General features: G+C 51.9%; 16 protein-coding genes. 11 read left to right on the forward strand and 5 right to left on the reverse strand.

All coding sequences use genetic code 11. The features are described 5' to 3' along the window. The first annotated feature begins 47 nt into the window (after positions 1 to 47). Complete coding sequence (locus SH668x_RS12665; protein ID WP_437185428.1) at positions 48 to 1,118, forward strand: glycosyltransferase; 1,071 nt, start codon at positions 48 to 50, stop codon at positions 1,116 to 1,118. Positions 1,119 to 1,348: 230 nt separating this feature from the next. Further along, positions 1,349 to 1,861, forward strand: coding sequence for a hypothetical protein (locus SH668x_RS12670; RefSeq protein ID WP_437185429.1), 513 nt, complete (start codon positions 1,349 to 1,351; stop codon positions 1,859 to 1,861). 93 nt (positions 1,862 to 1,954) lie between these two features. Here the strand turns inward: SH668x_RS12670 and SH668x_RS12675 are convergent, their stop codons facing one another. Then, positions 1,955 to 2,980, reverse strand: a complete 1,026-nt coding sequence (locus tag SH668x_RS12675) for a CsgG/HfaB family protein (protein ID WP_437185430.1) — start codon at positions 2,978 to 2,980, stop codon at positions 1,955 to 1,957. A gap of 311 nt (positions 2,981 to 3,291) precedes the next feature. Between SH668x_RS12675 and SH668x_RS12680 the strand changes: the two genes are divergently transcribed. Further along, positions 3,292 to 3,639, forward strand: a complete 348-nt coding sequence (locus SH668x_RS12680) for a hypothetical protein (protein ID WP_437185431.1) — start codon at positions 3,292 to 3,294, stop codon at positions 3,637 to 3,639. A gap of 81 nt (positions 3,640 to 3,720) precedes the next feature. On the opposite strand, the gene SH668x_RS12685 is transcribed toward SH668x_RS12680, so the two are convergent. Beyond that, entirely contained in the window at positions 3,721 to 4,326 is a 606-nt protein-coding gene (locus tag SH668x_RS12685) for a methylated-DNA--[protein]-cysteine S-methyltransferase (protein WP_437185432.1), read from the reverse strand. 203 nt (positions 4,327 to 4,529) lie between these two features. On the opposite strand from SH668x_RS12685, the gene SH668x_RS12690 reads away from it, so the two are divergent. The 4 genes from SH668x_RS12690 to SH668x_RS12705 all read left to right on the forward strand — a co-directional run bounded on the left by SH668x_RS12690 (position 4,530) and on the right by SH668x_RS12705 (position 9,098). Further along, on the forward strand, positions 4,530 to 5,273 hold the full coding sequence (locus SH668x_RS12690) for a hypothetical protein (RefSeq protein WP_437185433.1): 744 nt from the start codon (positions 4,530 to 4,532) through the stop codon (positions 5,271 to 5,273). A gap of 209 nt (positions 5,274 to 5,482) precedes the next feature. Beyond that, on the forward strand, positions 5,483 to 7,396 hold the full coding sequence (sppA, locus tag SH668x_RS12695) for a signal peptide peptidase SppA (protein ID WP_437185434.1): 1,914 nt from the start codon (positions 5,483 to 5,485) through the stop codon (positions 7,394 to 7,396). An 83-nt stretch (positions 7,397 to 7,479) separates the two neighbouring features. Then, positions 7,480 to 7,767 carry a YbeD family protein gene (locus SH668x_RS12700; protein WP_437185435.1) on the forward strand — a complete coding sequence of 96 codons (288 nt, stop codon included), beginning with the start codon at positions 7,480 to 7,482 and terminating at the stop codon, positions 7,765 to 7,767. Between the two features lie 146 nt (positions 7,768 to 7,913). Continuing rightward, positions 7,914 to 9,098: a PDZ domain-containing protein gene (locus SH668x_RS12705; RefSeq protein WP_437185436.1), complete on the forward strand. Its 1,185-nt coding sequence runs from the start codon at positions 7,914 to 7,916 to the stop codon at positions 9,096 to 9,098. Between the two features lie 13 nt (positions 9,099 to 9,111). On the opposite strand, the gene SH668x_RS12710 is transcribed toward SH668x_RS12705, so the two are convergent. After that, a complete protein-coding gene (locus SH668x_RS12710; protein WP_437185437.1) occupies positions 9,112 to 9,609 on the reverse strand; it encodes a hypothetical protein in 498 nt (165 codons plus the stop codon). A 220-nt stretch (positions 9,610 to 9,829) separates the two neighbouring features. Then, positions 9,830 to 10,567, reverse strand: a complete 738-nt coding sequence (locus SH668x_RS12715; protein WP_437185438.1) for a CPBP family intramembrane glutamic endopeptidase — start codon at positions 10,565 to 10,567, stop codon at positions 9,830 to 9,832. 447 nt (positions 10,568 to 11,014) lie between these two features. Here SH668x_RS12715 and fae point away from each other — a divergent pair, with 447 nt between their 5' ends. Then, positions 11,015 to 11,515 (forward strand): formaldehyde-activating enzyme, encoded by a 501-nt coding sequence (gene fae / locus SH668x_RS12720; protein ID WP_437185439.1) that lies wholly within the window; start codon positions 11,015 to 11,017, stop codon positions 11,513 to 11,515. Between the two features lie 465 nt (positions 11,516 to 11,980). Beyond that, the gene (locus SH668x_RS12725) at positions 11,981 to 12,838 is read left to right on the forward strand and encodes an NAD(P)-dependent methylenetetrahydromethanopterin dehydrogenase (RefSeq protein ID WP_437185440.1); all 858 of its coding nucleotides are present in this window, start codon (positions 11,981 to 11,983) and stop codon (positions 12,836 to 12,838) included. A gap of 212 nt (positions 12,839 to 13,050) precedes the next feature. Here the strand turns inward: SH668x_RS12725 and SH668x_RS12730 are convergent, their stop codons facing one another. Then, positions 13,051 to 14,223: a hypothetical protein gene (locus SH668x_RS12730; protein ID WP_437185441.1), complete on the reverse strand. Its 1,173-nt coding sequence runs from the start codon at positions 14,221 to 14,223 to the stop codon at positions 13,051 to 13,053. A 318-nt stretch (positions 14,224 to 14,541) separates the two neighbouring features. On the opposite strand from SH668x_RS12730, the gene SH668x_RS12735 reads away from it, so the two are divergent. Then, positions 14,542 to 16,839: an O-antigen ligase family protein gene (locus tag SH668x_RS12735; RefSeq protein WP_437185442.1), complete on the forward strand. Its 2,298-nt coding sequence runs from the start codon at positions 14,542 to 14,544 to the stop codon at positions 16,837 to 16,839. 126 nt (positions 16,840 to 16,965) lie between these two features. Further along, a complete protein-coding gene (locus SH668x_RS12740) occupies positions 16,966 to 18,186 on the forward strand; it encodes a DUF1573 domain-containing protein (RefSeq protein WP_437185443.1) in 1,221 nt (406 codons plus the stop codon). Positions 18,187 to 18,217: the final 31 nt, after the last annotated feature.

Consider the following 18,217-nt stretch of genomic DNA (forward strand, 5'->3'; position numbering starts at 1 on the left):
CAAAGCCTGATCAACACAATCGGTGCGTCACATCTGGTGTTCCTCCAATGAACGGTTCCAGTCCTCTCGTCTCCGTCATCATCCCAACGTACAACCGCGAAAAGCACCTGCCCGAGTGCCTCGAGAGCGTGTTGATGCAGACGTACACGAAACTTGAAGCGATTGTCATCGACGATGGTTCAACCGATGCCACGCCGACATTCATGGCTGATCAGACGCGCCGGGACAAACGGGTTCGTTACATCCGAAAGTTGAATGGTGGAGTGTCATCCGCTCGAAATCAGGGAATTAGATCTGCAAACGGAGATCTGATCGCATTTCTGGATTCGGACGATGCCTGGTTGCCATGGAAGATGGAGACGCAGGTCGCTGCGATCAACGAGTTGCCAACTGTCGGAATGATCTGGTCGGACATGACCGCCATCAGCGAATCGGGGCAGCAGATCCACGATCGATTTCTGCGAAGGATGTACGGCTCCTATCAGAAACTGACCGGCCCGCTCTTCTCCAAGTATCTGAATCTGGACCTTCCTCCGATCGATTCACAGCCAGCGCGTCAGGTAAGTATCGGCTACGGGAACATTTACGCGAATATGCTTTACGGCAGCCTGGTTCACACATCGACGACATTGATTCGCAAAGAGCGGGCAATGCAGACGGGGCTGTTCGATGAAAGATATCGACGTGCGGGAGAAGATTTTGGTTTCCATCTCAGAACCTGCCGCTTCGGAGAGGTTGCCCTCCTCGATGAGCCAACGACACTTTATCGAATTGGGGCGGACGATCAGTTGACCCATCGAAGGAATCAGGTCAGCCTGGCGCAAGCATTCCTCGAGACGATCACGGACGAAGTAGCTGCTGCAGGGGACGCCGTCCCGCTCTCACTGAAAGAGCTGAACGAGATTCTCTCGGAAGCACACTCGTGGCTCGGAACCGAACTTCGGGCTGCCGGTCAAACGAGCCAGGCAGTCAAAAGCCTCACTCAGGCACTCAAATGCAACTACAAAAACCGGGAAGCATGGAGCCAGCTGAGTCGCATTCTCACTCCTAAAATTATCCGCCAGCAACTCAAGCGGATACTGCATCGGTCGGAAGTCGCTCACCCTTCCCCGGTTTAGTCGCCGTTTTGGAACTGGATTGAATCGATCAGTAACGGTATTCCGATCAAAATCCGGGTCGTTTTGCTACCGAAGTACAATATGTCCCGCGTAATGAGATTGCGAATGGAAATACCCCGGCCGCGCCAGCTACTCTACCCTTCACCCGATTCCTTGATCGACGAACCGGGGACGGAGGCCGCCTGTGAACGAGGTGGCGAATTGGAGCAAAGAGAGAGCCGAGCCTGGATATGTCGCCAACAGTCTGGTTGGTCACCGGATTACTGGTGACGTTTACGTTGATCTTCATCGTGGCGAAACGATTTTCGTCCCCAAACTCTACAGATACTGCGATCAAGCAATTTCTGAAGCACCGATCGATACTCGAACAGCAGTTTCTTGCACTTGCCAATCGTCGCGGGATTCCAAGAGACCTCATCTGGGTCAAATGCGACTGGCAGCCGCAGGTTGTCTTTGCGCGTGATCTCCAGTCGAACAGTCTCACGGCATTCGCTGCTGTGGAAATTCACTTTGAAGCGGTTCCCGGCGGCGAGATGGAAGATGTCGATGCCGTGCACTACTTCCGAGTCGCAAGTGCCCTGTTCCACTACAATTCGCCAACATGGGGAACAGGAGGTAAGGCGTTGTTCAATATGCAGCCAACAGAAGCGATTGAGCGAATGTCATCGCAATTCAAACAGATTGCAATACTGGAATCGAGCTCGCCATCAGAACTCAGCGGCGACGAATCCAAGAACGAATAGCGTTTCAAAAGCAAGAAACTGCATCGTTCACCGGGCGTTCCTGCTGGAATCAAACTCGCGCCGATGATTCAGCCGCTACCATTGAGAGTGCGATTACCAGAAGGCGACTTCATCGACCACAGCGATTCGAGAATTGTGCTGTTCTGTCGATTTCTCCGTCGCAGAGCGGTGTTGCCGAATGAGGTTCAAGCCGCTCGCATAGACGGGCTTATGCTGTAGGCGAATCGCTTGCATGGCGTATTCCTCTGCTTTGGAATATTCCTGGCGATGGTCGGCAGAAACAGCGAGATTGAAGTGGGCAGCGTGGTTGTCAGGTTCTAACTCGATCGCCTTTTGCCACATCAATTCAGCCCGCTCCCACTCTCCCAAATGAGCCAGACGGTTCCCTTCTCGAACTTCGCGTCGCCCTCTGGTCCAGACATCACAGTTTGCGAGCTGAAATTCAGCAACCACCGGATGCGGGGCCAGCATCACAACAATTTCCGAGACACATTTATCCGTGAGTGATCGCAACACTTCGTCTTCCGATGTGCCGGCGGTCAATCCGGAGCCAATCTCCAGTTGATGAGTTTTGGTCACCTCTTTTTCAGCGCGGACATCGCCCGTTTTGACGTCGACCAGCCGAAAGGAAATGGTCACTTTGGCATCACAAATGGATTGTTCTCGTGCATCAGTCTCGTCTACAGAGCTCTCAACATCGACGGCCTGAAACGGATTTCGCTCCAATGACGTCTTCGAGATGAGACGGCGAACTTTTCTGTTCTCGTAGTGATATTCCTGCACTTCACCAAGGACGATCCCATCAATTCCTTTGACTCGAGCGGCTGAGAGAACATCGTCGAGAGCCCCGCGGTCAGGGCTGCCGAGAGTATAACTTGCTTGAAGGAGTCCGTTCGAGAGGCTGGAGTGATCGACAACTGTGTAGAAGTTGTTCTTCTCGAGTTCGTCCGTCAGGACAGAACTGATCGCTTCACCCTTTTCCCCTTCGAAATCCATGACAACAATGCGGTTCATTGAACTGACGTCGACGGAAGCAGGCTCCCAGAATTGAACAACTGCTGTACGGATGCAGCCAGTATTCAATAGCAGAAGTAGGAGACTGAGCCGCAAATTGTTCATCCGTGAACGCCATTCATTGCATGAAAATCGTCGATTTCTGAAACTCAGGGCGCTCCCCCGTAGGCGAATCGTTTCACCTCCACATCGGGCAGTACAACGAATCGACACCAAAAGGAGATCGCTCAGAAAAAGTTTCGGGATCTCAGAGTGTTCATTCAAAGCACTCTACCCGCTGCTTTGCTCTAATATCGGATCGAAGATGTTGACCCCACTTCAGATAATTCGGAAAACCATCCGCCTGATCGATTTTACTGCACCTCAGTCAAGACTGAGAGTACAGTCAACCTGCAGAAGATAGGAACTCTTTCAATATGCCTTCGCGTCAGCAACTCAATCGGCTCCTTGTCGCGCTCGTGGCGATCGGGTGCCTCTTCGCCGGACTCGCGATTGGCATCCTGCATCAATGGAGCGACCTTTGGTGCGGCAGTTTTATCCGATCCGGATTACTTCTTATCGCCTTTTGGATCGGCATGCCTACGAAAGGAAGAGCGGCCGCGTGGGCAAATGTTTCCCCATGGTGGACGCTCGGTGTCATCGGCGGGCTGATTTTGATTACAAGAGTCTTCAAAGAGCCGAAGGTCCTCATTCCGATTGTGGGGGCGATCGGTTTCCTCTCATTCATCGTCCCTATGTTTACACAACGACAAAAGAGAAATTAGCGTAAAAGACGTCAGAGCAATACTTTTGGACTTCCCTCGCCATCAAGAGATCGCCACGGTGTGCCTGGCCTCCGAAACGAACTAATCAAAAAGTCGGTGAGGATTTTCGAGTCGAAGGAGCCTCTTTTTCGTCGAGACTCCGTCCGCTGCTGAATATCCCCCGATTTTCCCGCCGGCAGCCAAAGTTCTGTGGCACGGGATGAGAATCGGAATTCGGTTTTTAGACATTACCGTCCCGACTGCGCGAGCGGCCCCCCGCGATCCAGCCTGCTCCGCGAGCTCGCCATAGGCGATCACCTCCCCGTATGGCACCTTTCGCAGTCGCTCGCAAACCTTCTTTGAAAATGCGGTGTGCCCTTCAAGAACAACGGGGATCTCAGAAAGATCGACAGGCTCACCCGCTGCGTAAGCAACTAACAGCGATTCCGCTTTTCGCATCCACTTTTCAGTCACCTCAGTGTTGATCCGGGTGTCAGACTGCTGGACTAATACCTGAGATTCTTCCCATTTCTGAGCATGTGAAATCGATTCCTGTTCGCTGGAGAAACCGAATCCCAATCGGACCACTCCTCTTGATTCTCCCAGTATTGCCATCCATCCCAACGCCGTCTCGAAGACCTTCAAATGGATTTCTCCAGAGTGCCGGTACTGAACTGCAACGGGGATTTGTTTGCGAATATTTGCCATGAACAGCTCTGACCCTCAGTACGGCAGATCAACCCCAATCGGTTTCCCGGAAATAACTTACATCAACCACAACACCTTTGACCGACTTCATTCTGCATTGCTAGAATAAAGGGTTGTCGCATCGTTGCCTCGAAATTCTTCGAATTTCAAGGATCACAGACGGTCCAGCATACGGTAGTTAGTACGACGGAAGAATATACAGAATGAATATTTACGCGTCCCTGGCTGACGATTTCTTCGTCAATATGGCGCTTAACACAGAAATGCCCCTGCCTAATCAGCGAGAAACGGTTCTCGATTTTTTTGGAAGGATGCAGAAAGCCTATCCAACTCTCCAGAACTTTCAGTGCCGTGAGACAGCCGAGTTCACGCTGGAAGAAGACAAGGAGCAAGACAGCTATCGTTGGGTGGGACTGGAATCAAAACGCCTCTCCAGTGGCTTTGTGAATCCGCCTTCCGTCGAAGAGGCGATGAAGCAGCACCTTCTGGTGCTAGAGCTTGCTCCTTACATGCTCTCTGTCAGTTCACTGGACTGCGAGGCTCTGGACCTGATGTTCGGATTCGACTTCGAATATCGGGGAAATCAGGATGAACTCGTCGCGGAAGCACTTGGACTCGCGCCGGCGTTCGATTCCTTACTGTCGATCGAAAACGCCAAGCCGCTGAACGTTGAACCGAGCCTGACAATGCTGTTGACCGAAGATTGTCGACGCCAGTGCCGAGTGGTTGTGGAAACCCGCACACACGCTTCGCAGGTGCGTCGAAATGATTTCCCGGAAGATGTCATCAGCGTTTATTTTACAATGAGGCAGTATCGCAGCCTTAAGCCGGAGACGTCATTTCAGGAATCACTTCTTGAACTTCAGGCTCAAGGAGAGCAGTTGATGCAATCTCACATCATCGACCAGATCCTGAAGCCTCTCGCTCAGGCAATCTCCCAGAAATAAGGTCTAAAGACCTGCGCGAACGATGCAGCCCGTGATGCAAACTGAACCAGCCATTGAAAGCGATTTCAAGGCTGGTTTTTTCCAATTGAAACCTTTTCGTGTGACATCAGGGTAGTAGCGGTAATATGATCAGCGACGGAAATTCTGAGTACGTCCACAACATGGGATTCCACCCGATACATACTGTCATCTCTTTCAGAAAGTTGAAAATGCTGACGTACCGCGTCAAGAGTTTGTTCAGCCAACTCTTAAATTCAGTTTCTCGAGCCAGCAAAATCGCTGTGCTCGCAGTGACTGCGATGTCCAGCCTGTGCGTGACAACCGCTTTCGCAGACGATGCAACCGCTACTGCGACAGAGGAAAAGAAAAAGTCCCCTGAAAAGGAAAAAGTCACTGCCAATGTCCTTGCTGTATTTAACCTTCATGGCGGCATCACGGACAAGCCCGGGAACTCGGGATCACTCTTTCCGAGCGTTACCGGAGAATCGCTCCACAGCCTGATCACGAAGTTGAAAAAGGCAAGTGAAGACGACAGCGTCGCAGCCATTGTCCTCACACTGGATGAACCATCTCTCGACCTGGGCGAAATCGAAGAGTTGCGGAAAGCTCTGAAATCTGTGCGTGAGAAGAAAGTTGTTTACGCGCACGCCGATGGACTTAGTATTGGCCAGCTCGCCCTCGTTGCTGGATCAAACCGGATCAGCGTTGTCCCAACAGGGAACATCTGGATTGGCGGACTTTACATGGAAGGGATGTACCTGCGTGGTCTGTTTGACCTCGTCGGATTGCAACCTGACTTCCTGACATGCGGCGATTTCAAGAGTGCCGCTGAAATGTACACTCGTAAGGAACCAAGCCCTGAATCCGCCGAAATGAAAAACTGGCTGATCGATGGTCTTTACGAGAGCATCGTCACCATGATTGCGAATGATCGCAACGTCACGCCTGAAGTTGTCAAAGAGTGGCTGGACACAGCGTTGCACTCTGCCGAATCGGCTCAGAAGATCGGGATGATCGACGCTGTCGAAAGTCGGGAAGAACTTCTCAGCTATCTCAAGAAGACACACGGCGCGGCACTGAAGATCGAGAAGTCATACGGCGATAAAAAGGACTCTGATATCGACCTTGAAAGTCCGCTCGGGATGCTACAACTCTGGAGTAAGATTCTTAATGAATCGACCGCTCCGAAATCGACAAAAAACTCAATTGCTGTCGTCCATGTCGATGGAGCGATTTCCCTCGGAAAGGATTCTGGTGGTGGCCTACTCGGTGAAAGCGGAGGAGCGTACAGCGAAACACTCCGCATTGCTCTGGACAAGATTGCTGACGAACCTCGCATCCGCGGCGTTGTGATTCGCATCAATTCTCCAGGCGGGTCAGCTGTTGCCAGCGAAGTCATTCTCAAAGCAATCTCAAACGTTCAAGCAAAGAAGCCCGTCGTCGTCTCGATGGGGAACGTGGCAGCGAGCGGAGGCTACTACATTGCGAGCCGTTCAGATCGAATCTTCGCGGATGAAACAACAATCACAGGATCGATTGGAGTTGTCGCGGGCAAGGTTTCAACAATCGGTTTGTGGAACCGAATCGGTGTGAATTTCAGCAGCGTTCAACGCGGAAAGAATGCGGGACTTCTGCGATCCGGTGCGCCATGGACCAAGGAAGAAAAGGCCATCATGCAGCAAATGATGGACGAAACCTACGAGGTCTTCAAAGGCCATGTCACTTCTGGGCGTGAAGGTAAGCTGTCGAAGCCAATCGATGAAATCGCCGGGGGACGTGTCTACACCGGAAAGCAGGCACTGGCGCTCGGACTGGTCGACGAAATCGGCACACTGTCCGATGCGATCGCACATGTCGCTGGGAAAGTCGAACTGAAAGACTACGAGTTGAAGACTTTCCCGGAACAGAAGAATTTCATCGAACAGCTCTTTGCCGATGTGGGCAATAAGAAGAAAGATGAGAAACACCTATCGCTGGGACTCTGGAACGCGCTGTCTCCGTCACTCGAAGGACTTGACCCGATCCGCGTGCGGATGGTGAAAGATGCTCTTCTGCAGCTGGATAGCCTTCAGCAGGAACGAGTGATTCTGACCGCCCCGATCTATCGGCTCATGTCTGAGTGATTTTCCGTGCGTCGTTTGAAATCCGATTCGACTCAGGCCGTCTGCCAGCTATCATTGTATCAGTTCACTCAAAAGGAATTCACATGATTGACGGACTGCCTGATCTCGAATTGATCAAATCGACGCATACATTTCCGGGGCCCTATACGTTCAAGGCGATTGGCACTACAGATGAGCATTTCATCGGTCGTGTGATCGCCGCTGTGAAATCCCAGTTAGATGCGGATGCCGAACCATCGTTTTCGACAAACGCCACCAAATCCGGGAAACACGTTAGCGTGACGGTGGAACCAGAACTGGAATCGGCTGAGCAAGTGCATGACATTTACCGTCAGCTGCAAGGTGTCGAAGGGCTGTTCATGCTGCTGTAAAGCCTGCTACGGGCAACCAGACTCAATTTCATCCTAGCTCCCCCATTGTGACTCAGACATTGAGTGACAGTGGGGATTTTCATTTCCGCTGGCCCTCGTGAGTGGAAATTGCCACAATTGCCCATCAGGATGTTTTGAGAGCAGAATTGCTAAACTTCAATTCACAGGCCCTCAACGAGTCTGGTTCAGCTTGGCTCAATGAATCGATCGACCTCACCGCGATGCAGCAGTCCGTATTAAAAACAAGTCGTCCCTCAGGAAAGTCGAGCATTCTCCGGCTCGCCTTGCTCCTGGCTGGGTGCTTTGTCTTTCATCCGCACTCGTTACTCGCTGATGAGACAGCTACATCGAAAATTTCTTCCCTGATTGCTCAGCTGTCCACATCAGATTTTCAAGAGCGGGTGACCAGTCAGCGAGAGTTGGCAAAACTGGTCCTCAAGCAACCAGAAGTACTCGCGACTGCTTTTCCAACGGTTGACGAAGAGGCTCAGGGACGAATTGTCCAACTATTAGAGGGAGTGTTTCTGGCCTATTCAGATGCGAGGGGAGATCGTGCTGAACAGATTCTGGAACTTCTGGCAAATTCCGGATCGTTAGAGGCCAGTCGCGTTCTCAATGGAAATTCCCGATTGCGTGAATGCCGCGCGAAGCTCGCAATCGAACGATTGGGGGGCCAATTCTGTTACGTCCACCCAAATGACTTGCTGTTCCAGACACCTCTGGCCCCGTGGTCAGGAGTCGGATTCGGCGAGCCAGCCATGTTGCAAACCATTCTTCTATCTGAAGACTGGAAAGGGACGAAAGATGATCTCTGGCATTTTCATCGATTGGCTCATCACCAGAATTTGACGTTGTACAACATCCGTGGCAACTCAATTCCGACTGAGGAACTCTTTCCGCTTTCCACAATTCTCGTTGGTCTGAAAGTGGAAGAACGGGGAGCCTGTCTGGGAATTCAGGCTGCCCCTGGGGCCGGGACTGCAGCTGTCGCTGACATCGTTGCCAATAGCGCTGCAGATCTCGCAGGGATTCAGAGAAACGACCAGATCCTGAAAGTCGGAGAACAAGAAGTCCGCAACTTTGCCCATTTGGTTGAGATGCTCACTGACTATCGGCCGGGCGATGAAGTCACGCTCGAAATTTCGAGGTTTGGTGAAAAGATGCACGTCCCTGTGAAACTCGTGTCATGGAAATCGGTCCTTCCCAAGGAGCGTCGCTACATCCCTGCTCCCCCAAGTTTCTTCGGGCCACTCGGAACAGCCCAACCGCCGGTCGCTCCGCTACCGGTCCCTGCCCCGTCAAAGAACTTTGACCACCTCGATTACAACTGAGCTCGCTGCAGTGTTATTCCGCGAGCTGCAAGCTGATCCATTGGCTGGGGTCCACGTCATAAGGGAAGTCGTCACCGACGACCAAAGCCTGTTTGCCTAACTCGGTGTCATTGACCGAGACGTAAAATCCGATACGAGAGTTCGGCGCAGGATCGAACCCGTGCAACGATTCTTTCGGAAACCACAAAGCCAGCCGATAGCCATCTTTTTCGAGTGTTGATTCCGCAAGCAGGCTTTCGGGATCAACTTCCGGCGCATCTTCTCGAGCACGTCCTACGGGCAATTGCCGGACGACCGGTTCAGTTCCGTCGGTCCCTGCTCCAATCGGTATACCAACAAATTGATGGCAGAATCGGGAGGCACGATGTTGATTTTGAGTGTCTCGAGTATCGATCCAAACCTGCACGCAGTCGCCCGACAGCATCGCATCTGGTTTGCAATGACAAGGCTTGGTTTTTCCTGTCACCTTCACTTGAATCGCCAAACCGTGCGGGTTCCAAGCCAGCGCCATCCACGCAAAATTGTGAGACGATTCCATTGATGATGGAAACGGAACGGCACAACTCTCAGGCAAGCTCAACACCGGCCGCTTTGAACGAGGCAATTGATCCACCCGTTGCACCGGGAGAGTAAACCGAAATAAGAAAGGTGCGGGGACAATTGACATAGAAAACAGGCTCACGATACGAGAGAGGGTGCTTCAAAATTGACGGGAAGATTGAAACAGGTGGTCATTCCCCCAAAAAAGTCGCAGTCAGATTATAAGCATTGAACAACGCGTGAACGACAACGACCGCCAGATAGCTTCTGGAAGTATAATAGATGACTCCCAGTACCAACGAGAGGGGCAGTAGCCCGATCGCATCCGGAAATCCGTGTACGCCCGCAAAAACGACTGCAGTCAGAAGGATTGCGGCAGCTGGATTCATCAGTTTTTCAAGCGATGTCTGCAGAAGAACCCGAAACATCAGCTCTTCCTTCAGGGGAGCGAGGACCACAGCGCTCACAGAAATCAGGTACAGATACATTGGGGAATCCGACTGATTCACCAGTTGCAGGAATGGATGCAAACGCTCTTCACTCCTTAACGGAATCGTTGCAAGGAGAGCGAGTGCAGTCGGGAGAACAGCCACCAGAAAACCGTAGCCCCCGAGGCGTATTTGGTCCGCAATCTGGTTGCAGCGGAAGCCGAGGCGAATGAGGTCATTGCGTTGAGGGACACTCACGATTGTCAGCATGACGAGAATGGTCAGGATAATTCCACCCTCGAGTAAGGTGAGCCGAACCAGTTGTTGCAGTTCCTCAATCGACCTGCTTTGGACCTGCCCTTGAGACGTGACCATCGAGCCGATGATCACGCACAGGAAGAGCAAATTTGCAATCGTAGCCGCGACTGGAAGTCGAATACTAATGGTTCGGTAGCGTGATTGAACTGAGAATTGATTGGACCACCCATTGCGGATGATCATCCACCAACAGCGAATGCTGTATAAAAGCAAAACGACCGTCAGCAGCCCAAACAATGACTGAATAAATTCATGGAGAGTCAAAAGGGAATCAAACCTATGAAAAGATCGTGGAGCGCATGCAAGATTTTCAAACCTTGTACTTGAACTTTACGTGACCGATTCCCTGTCAGAAAGGAATTGATAGGCAGCGGAGGACACAATTACGAAAAATGAAAGGGAGCAAGTGGCCCAACGTTCGTGAGTGTCGAAAAGTCATGAATTGCTGACTCCAAATGGAGAATTTGTACTTAAATTGACCACTCCACGTGGGAAATCCTGTAATCTGATGAATCATATCAAAATTATTCAAGGCGATTGACTGGAATTCGACACATTGCATTGCTATCAATCCAATTCAATATTTCCAAGATCGAACCGCCTCCGTTTAAGAACCTCAAGGAGCACATAATGTCATTTCATGTCGGCGAAGCATTGGTTGGCGAAGGTACTGAGATTGCCCACATTGACCTCCTGATTGGTGACAAGAGCGGTCCTGTCGGCGTCGCGTTCGCAAACGCTCTCGCAACACAGTCTGCAGGACACAGCAACCTGCTCGCAGTTTTGACACCAAACCTCGCTGTGAAACCTGCGACAGTGATGATCACCAAAGTGACCATCAAAGGTGCAAAACAAGCTGTGCAGATGTTCGGCCCAGCACAGAAGGCCGTTGCTGACGCTGTCGCAGCTTGCCTCGCAGAAGGAACGATCCCACAGGATCAGGCAGACAAACTCTGCATCGTTTGCGGCGTTTTCATTCACTGGGAAGCTGCCGATGACAAAAAGATTTACCAGTACAACTACGAAGCGACCAAGCTCTCGATCGAGCGCGCCCTGAAAGATGAGCCAAGCGCTGCAGAAGTGATCGCAAAGAAAGATTCCTCGGAGCATCCATTCTTCGCGAAGGGCTAGTTCCTCTCGGGAGTGCGTCTCGGCAAGATGAGGCAAGGCTCTGTTGAGTTCCCCTGATCTTTGCAACTGGAACGCGAGACTCCCGAGCGAGCTACTCACATTGAACGCCGGTCCTGCAACAATCCGCAGGGATTGCGGACCTGCATTGAAATCGACGGTTTCGACGAGGGCATGGTCATCGGTCAATTCGATTGCCATGCCCTCGCGTCGTTGATGGCCCGAGCTAGTGAGAAAATTCTCGAATCCCCCGCACTTTCATATGCGCATGATCATGGTGTGAATGAAGCCAAGTCGCCTGGTTGAATTCGCTACTTGAGTGCCACAGGACAGAAAAACTGCTCTAATAGGAGCAAACTGATCGAGTTTCAGCAGAGACTCACTGATTGAAATTGCATGAAGTCGGTATTCAACCGACAATGATTTGATCCTGATCACCATCGTCCCAACATGCTCCAAGGCAGTTGTATGAAGCGAATTCTTCTTCAGTTAGATACCGACGCAATTCCTTCTACATTTGACCGTGTCGTCGCAATCGATGCTGGCGTCGACGTGATTCTCAGCAACGGCGGAATCACTCCCGAAAACGTTGTTCCACTTGTGCACGGAGCGATTTTCACACGCGGCCCGAAAGAACTTTCCAACACTGCAATTTTCGTTGGCGGCAGCGATGTGCAGGCTGCTGAAAAGGTGTTTGAGAAGATCAAACAGACGTTCTTCGGACCAATGCGAGTCTCGGTCATGCTTGATGCAAGCGGCTCAGACACCACTGCCGCTGCAACGGTTCGGAGTGCAGCCAATGAAATGACGCTCAAGGGAGCTGAAACTCTCGTTTTGGGTGGAACCGGCGCTGTCGGGCAGCGAACCGCCGAAATCCTCGCTTCGCAAGGTGCAGCTGTCCGCATCGCGTCCCGCAGCCTGCAGAAGGCGGAAGCAACAGCGGCCTTAATTCGATCACGCATCGAAGGGGCAAAAGTCACCCCGTGTGATTGTTCAGACGATGGAATCGCGGCAGCTGTCGATGCAGTCCAATTGATCGTCTCTGCTGGCGCTGCCGGGGTCCAGTTTCTGAAAGTCGATGAGTGGCAAGGAATCGACACCCTGAAAGTAGCGATCGACCTGAATGCCGTTCCACCTCTGGGACTCGAAGGAATCGACCCGACAGATCGCGGTGTCGATCGAAATGGCATTCAAACGTTCGGTGCCCTCGGAGTTGGCGGCTTGAAAATGAAGATTCACCGGGCTGCGATCGAAAAACTATTTAGCAGCAACTCTGAGGTTCTCAACACGACTTCCATCTATGCATTGAGTCAGGAAATTCAGTAGGTCGACATACAAACCGATTGAACGCTCACAAGAGCAGGTGTTTGCAGAACGACACTCTACGAGGTCAGACCACAACAAGCAGTTAAACGACTGTTTGTGAGACCTCTTTCTCTCATCGGCATCCTACGGTTCGTCGCGAACTAATCGAGTCAACAAAAAGAGCCCGACTTCCACGAAGTCGGGCTCTTTTTCTGTATGAAAGTCTGTTGTGCTTACTTATGAGCGATCCGCTCAGTGGAGACCGCAGCAGGTGTCGCATCAATGCGACTGAGCGCCTGATTCTGATAGCGGGCAGTTGTCATGACACGCTGACGCTGAATCTGCATGCTCACGTTTGCCATCGGAACGGCCTCCAGTTCCAGCGGCTTAACCTCTGGATTTGCAGGACGCTTCAGATTGGGGATTGGATCAGGAAGGATGTCATCCCCCTCCTGCACTGGTTTGTTCAGGTTAAACTCAGACGGTTGAGCAGGCGGTGGGTTATTGGTTGGAGTCGCAAAATCAGGCAATTCCGTTTCTGAGAATGGAGGAGCGGATGGTGGATTGCTGGTCTTTGGAATCGCAGTATCGATGCCCGAAGCTGGCAGGTTATTGTCTGGCATAATTCCAGTACCCGGATTCGCAGGCAGGACGCTCCCGCCAAAACCCGAATCGTCACGAGTTGGAATCGAATTCGGCGAGTTTGGAGTCGATGTCGCAGGATTAGCAGGCGTTGGATTCGACACGCCAGGATTCAAAGGACGATTCCCCAATGGGTTCGTTGGGTCATACAGCCCCGGGTTGGGATTTGTTGCTGGTCCACGATTGTTACCCGCACCGCCACTCGGTGGCATGACGGAATCGTTTTCACGCTGCGGAACAGGCTGGAAGTCATCGCCCGGTGGTCCTTGACGAGGATTTGCTGGAGGCTGAGCAGCCGGAGGATTCGTCTTGGTCGGTTCTGGAACTGGTCCGACTGGTGTGTAACTGGCTCCGCAGTTTCCGGTCGAGCAATCGCCATTCGGGCAGTTGGAATTGCCGCATGGATCGACTCCGCAAGGCGAAGCACAAGGGTTGCATGCGTTGTTGTAGACGCCGAACCCACCGTACCCTGCACCGTACGAGTAGCCACCCGAGTAACCGTAGTTGGAATAACTGTTGACGGGGGCGTAGCCCACTCCGCCGTAACCTGCGCTGTAAGAGTTCCAGGCAGGTGAGTAGTAGGATGAATACGGGACAGGTTGCTGATAGGCACCCGCGTATCCACCTCCGAAAACCGGACCGGTTCCAAAAATTGCGTTGTATGTCCAGGGAATGACGCCGGCTTGAGCCGCGGATGGGGATGTGACAATTCCCAAAATTAACGCCACGCTCCAAACCGGAGACCGGTAGGATAACAATCGCATAGTTTTCCCCACGTTGACAATCATTCGCAATGACATCAGCTGTCGTTCAGACCGGAGCATCCGTCGCTGCAGTTCAATGTTACCTGTTTTACCACTCATAGGGCCTATGTCAAACGGGTATTTCGCCAGACAACCGTTCAAATCTGATGATTCCGTGTGACAGTCGAAACTTTCGCAATCCACGAAATCGTGTTGTTCGATTCTCAAACCGACCTGATTGCGAGATTCCCTAAGACGGGCCAAACTAAACGCTATAAATCCCCAGAAGCAGAGTCATCCAAAAATCCTCCGGCGCCATTTTGATTTGTCACAAACAAAATGGATCGTACGGATCATTCCCGCTCGTTGAAAATTGTCACCATAGTGAAACACGCGAAGCCTACTGAAAAACGTAACGCTCCACCTCAGTCCGCTTCCCTATTCACGATTTGGGAACTGCTGACGACCGCTTTGATCCTCATGCGACTCCTCGTTCCTGCAGAAGGAGTCGACCAGGGGACCACACTTTGGATCGCTTCTCTCTGGTGGGGAGTGACTGCACTCTGGGGATGGAGCTACGTTCGGTCGAACGTCCCACTCCCCTTTTCGCTCGGCAAAATCGATATCCCGATCCTGATGCTCATTGGTGGATACTGTCTGAGCGGACTCATCGTGCAGTTCTCGGACGGTGATCGACGTTCTGCGCTGAACTGCATCTGGGAATGGACCTCCCTGATCGCGACTTGGTTCCTTCTCAAAGCATCCACTCGAAGACCTGCTGGAAGAACGCTGATCTGGACAGCACTCATGCTGACGATCACGACGCTGGCAGGATTCGGTATCTGGCAACATTTCATCTGGTATCCGCAGCAGTCCCGCGAACTCATCACGCTGGTCAGACTGGAAGAACAGCAGCAGATTGCCCCCCTCAGCACCGAAGAAAATCAACAATTTCGCACTCTCAGAGGGAAATACGGGACCGAATTCGCCCTGCTTGATGAGGGGGCAAAGCAGCAGCTATTAGCGAGAACTCGAGACAGTCAGGAACCGATCGGGAAGTTCGCTTTGGCCAACTCCTTCGCAGCTATCCTGATCATCGGCTTCTTCGGTTCCCTGGCAATGACGCTGCAACACTGGTCGAAGAAGGTCTCTGCACGCGAATTCCTTCTCCCCACGGCCGTCACGCTGACTATTCTGACCTGTTTGATCTTAACCAAAAGCCGCACAGCCATCACCGGAACCGCTGTCGCGTTCCTGATGGCTGCCATCTTTCTCGCGGTGCGACAATCCTCAATTCGCACTGCGATTCTCAAATGGGGACTGGGAATCTCAGCAGTCGGTGTGCTGATCGTTGCCGCCCTGCTTTACTCCGGTGGACTCGACCAACAAGTACTCAGCGAGGCCCCCAAAAGTCTGTCTTATCGATTGGAGTACTGGACATCAACCTGGAAGATGATTCAGGATCATGCCGTGTTCGGAGTCGGTCCGGGGAACTTCCGACAGCATTACTTCCAATACAAACTTCCAGGGGCGAGCGAGGAAATTCTGGATCCTCACAACATGCTTCTCGATGCGTGGGCGAATGGAGGAATTCTTGCGTTTTTCGGACTCTGTCTCCTGCTTTTTCAGTGGGGACTGCGACTCTGGAACTCACAGCTTGAATCCGATTCACAGGGATCACCTCAGGCGATGATGAATCCGCTGTTGATCATCGAAGCCATTGCGTTTGGAGTTCCGCTGACTCAGTCATTCCTGCTTGAAGGATACTTTGATCAAAGCCTGCTTGTGCTGGGGATATTCTGTGGGCTCCTCACTGTCATTGCGACAAAGCTGAACCTTCAAATTGTCCCGAATTCGCAACTTGTCCTTGTTTGTGGAATCGCGATTTTCATTCATCTTCTCGGCGCAGGCGGACTTGCGATGCCAGCAATTCTCCAACTGATCTTTCTGCTCTTTCTTTTGAGTACTTCACACGCTGTTCATGAGAAACAACTCTCATTTAAGGGGAGCGTTTTTGTCAGTCTCGCGAGCGCTCTACTTTGCGGGTTGTCGATCTGGACCGGCTATATTCCAGTCAGCGCTGTCTCGAAACTGACGGAACAGGCGCGATACGAATTGGGGGTCATGGGGCAATTTGGAGCAGCCGAGAGAACGCTTCAACTCGCTGCCGACTCCGATCGGCTTGCTGCGGGACCACATTTTGAAATGGCACAAATCGCATTTGAGCGGTGGAAACGTGCTCAGGGAGACGATGAAAAGCTTTTCCAGAAAGCTCTCAACGAAATGCAACTCGCCATCGAGCTCAATTCGTTTTCACCGAAGCAGCAACTTCTCGTGTCGCAGTGGTGGACCGAGCGATTCGCAAGATCCCAAAATCACATTGACAGCGAGGCCGCTGTCGCTGCCGCAAGGATCAGTCTCTCACAATATCCTCACTACTCGCCCATTCTTGCGCAGCTGGCCATCGCCTTGAACGATACGGGGACACCCGAAGGTCAGGCTGAATCACAGAGCTATGCACGTCAGGCAATCGACCTCGATGATCTCAACCGTTCTCGTGGACACACAGACAAACTCTTACCTGAAAGGATGCGAAGCCGTCTGGAGGGATTGGCGAACGGCCCCGCGTCTCAATGAGTGCAGCTTTAGGTACTCAGTTGAACGAAGCCCGCTGGTTCTGTCTGACTGGTGATGAATGTTCTTACTTTTTATGATGTAAACTCATTGATTGCCGTACATACAGTTGATCAGAGGGGATTCGTTGTGAAGCCGCTGCAGATTCTTGCTGTTTTGGGAACACTCGTCATCAGCGTTGTGGCGTTATCGTACGTTGCGAGATTGACTCCCCCCATCGATTTCAACCAGCAGAAGAAGACTGTCGATTTTCAGCCTCCACATGAGGAACACGAAGATCCTGATGCTCCCAAAGATCCGGAGAAAGATTTTTATCCCAAGAATCCGTTTACGTTCTCCAAAGCTGCCGATCAACCAGAAGCGACTCTCGTCGAAGACGTTCACAAATTCGGTCGTATGGGGCTTGGCAAAATCGGCAAACACGATTTCGTATTGAAGAACACAGGCAAAGCACCGCTGAAAATTGCGAAGGGGCCAACGCAGTGCAAATGTACTGTCAGTGGCTTGAAGGATCAGGAAATCCCACCCGGCGGCGAGGCCAGTATTCATCTGTCCTGGGAGCCAAAGAACTTTGGCCCGTTCTCTCAGTCGTCTACCGTTTGGACAAATGACCCCAAACATCCGGAATTGAAAGTCATCGTTGAAGGTGACATGTTCGCAGAGCTTGACGTCCACCCACGCGATGGCTGGAAGTTTGACACCGTCACAACATCTGAACCGACGCCTCTGGAAGGAGTCATCGAATCTTCGATCATCGAGAAATTTGAGATCACCAAGATCGAGACATCCTCAGATCGCGTGAAGCTCGAGGCAGTTCCCTTTACGGAAGCTGAGTTGAAGCGTGAAGGAGGGTCCACTGAACTTCGATCCGGATACCGCCTCGTCGGAGAACTCGCTGGGATCACTGAACCAGGCAAAGTCGAAGAGAATATCATCGTCCACACAAACCTTGAGGATTACCCGAAGTTTGAGTTCCCGGTGAACGCCACTCGCGTCGGCGCGTTGTCCATTATTGGACCGAACTGGTTTGCCGGGGGTCCTTTGATCGACATCGGTAAAGTCGATGCCGCTAAAGGGAAAGAGATCAAATTCACCGTGATGCTTCCTCCCGGTGATGAGGAATTCAAACTGACTGAAATTCACATCGATCCAGGGTTTGTGACCGCGAGACTCGAGCCAGCGAAAACAGGCAAAGAGTTGGCACGTGAGCGATATACGCTGTACCTCACAGTTCCCCCCGGAAGCCCGACGGGCGTGTGGGCATCGGGGAATCCAGGCAAGGTTTTGTTCAAAACCAACCACCCGATCGTTCCTGAGATTGAGACGAAACTGCACCTCGATATTCAGTAAACCAGTGAACACTCGAAACGAATTTCGGTCA

This window comes from Planctomicrobium mucosum, from assembly GCF_051466335.1.
Classification (GTDB): Bacteria; Planctomycetota; Planctomycetia; order Planctomycetales; family Planctomycetaceae; genus Planctomicrobium.

Coding starts and splice junctions, on each gene's coding strand:
- SH668x_RS12665 (WP_437185428.1), top strand. CDS start 48: ATGAACGGTTCCAGTCCTCTCGTCTCCGTCATCATCCCAACGTACAAC.
- SH668x_RS12670 (WP_437185429.1), top strand. CDS start 1,349: ATGTCGCCAACAGTCTGGTTGGTCACCGGATTACTGGTGACGTTTACG.
- SH668x_RS12675 (WP_437185430.1), bottom strand. CDS start 2,980: ATGAACAATTTGCGGCTCAGTCTCCTACTTCTGCTATTGAATACTGGC.
- SH668x_RS12680 (WP_437185431.1), top strand. CDS start 3,292: ATGCCTTCGCGTCAGCAACTCAATCGGCTCCTTGTCGCGCTCGTGGCG.
- SH668x_RS12685 (WP_437185432.1), bottom strand. CDS start 4,326: ATGGCAAATATTCGCAAACAAATCCCCGTTGCAGTTCAGTACCGGCAC.
- SH668x_RS12690 (WP_437185433.1), top strand. CDS start 4,530: ATGAATATTTACGCGTCCCTGGCTGACGATTTCTTCGTCAATATGGCG.
- sppA (WP_437185434.1), top strand. CDS start 5,483: ATGCTGACGTACCGCGTCAAGAGTTTGTTCAGCCAACTCTTAAATTCA.
- SH668x_RS12700 (WP_437185435.1), top strand. CDS start 7,480: ATGATTGACGGACTGCCTGATCTCGAATTGATCAAATCGACGCATACA.
- SH668x_RS12710 (WP_437185437.1), bottom strand. CDS start 9,609: ATGGCGCTGGCTTGGAACCCGCACGGTTTGGCGATTCAAGTGAAGGTG.
- SH668x_RS12715 (WP_437185438.1), bottom strand. CDS start 10,567: ATGATCATCCGCAATGGGTGGTCCAATCAATTCTCAGTTCAATCACGC.
- fae (WP_437185439.1), top strand. CDS start 11,015: ATGTCATTTCATGTCGGCGAAGCATTGGTTGGCGAAGGTACTGAGATT.
- SH668x_RS12725 (WP_437185440.1), top strand. CDS start 11,981: ATGAAGCGAATTCTTCTTCAGTTAGATACCGACGCAATTCCTTCTACA.
- SH668x_RS12730 (WP_437185441.1), bottom strand. CDS start 14,223: ATGCGATTGTTATCCTACCGGTCTCCGGTTTGGAGCGTGGCGTTAATT.
- SH668x_RS12735 (WP_437185442.1), top strand. CDS start 14,542: ATGGATCGTACGGATCATTCCCGCTCGTTGAAAATTGTCACCATAGTG.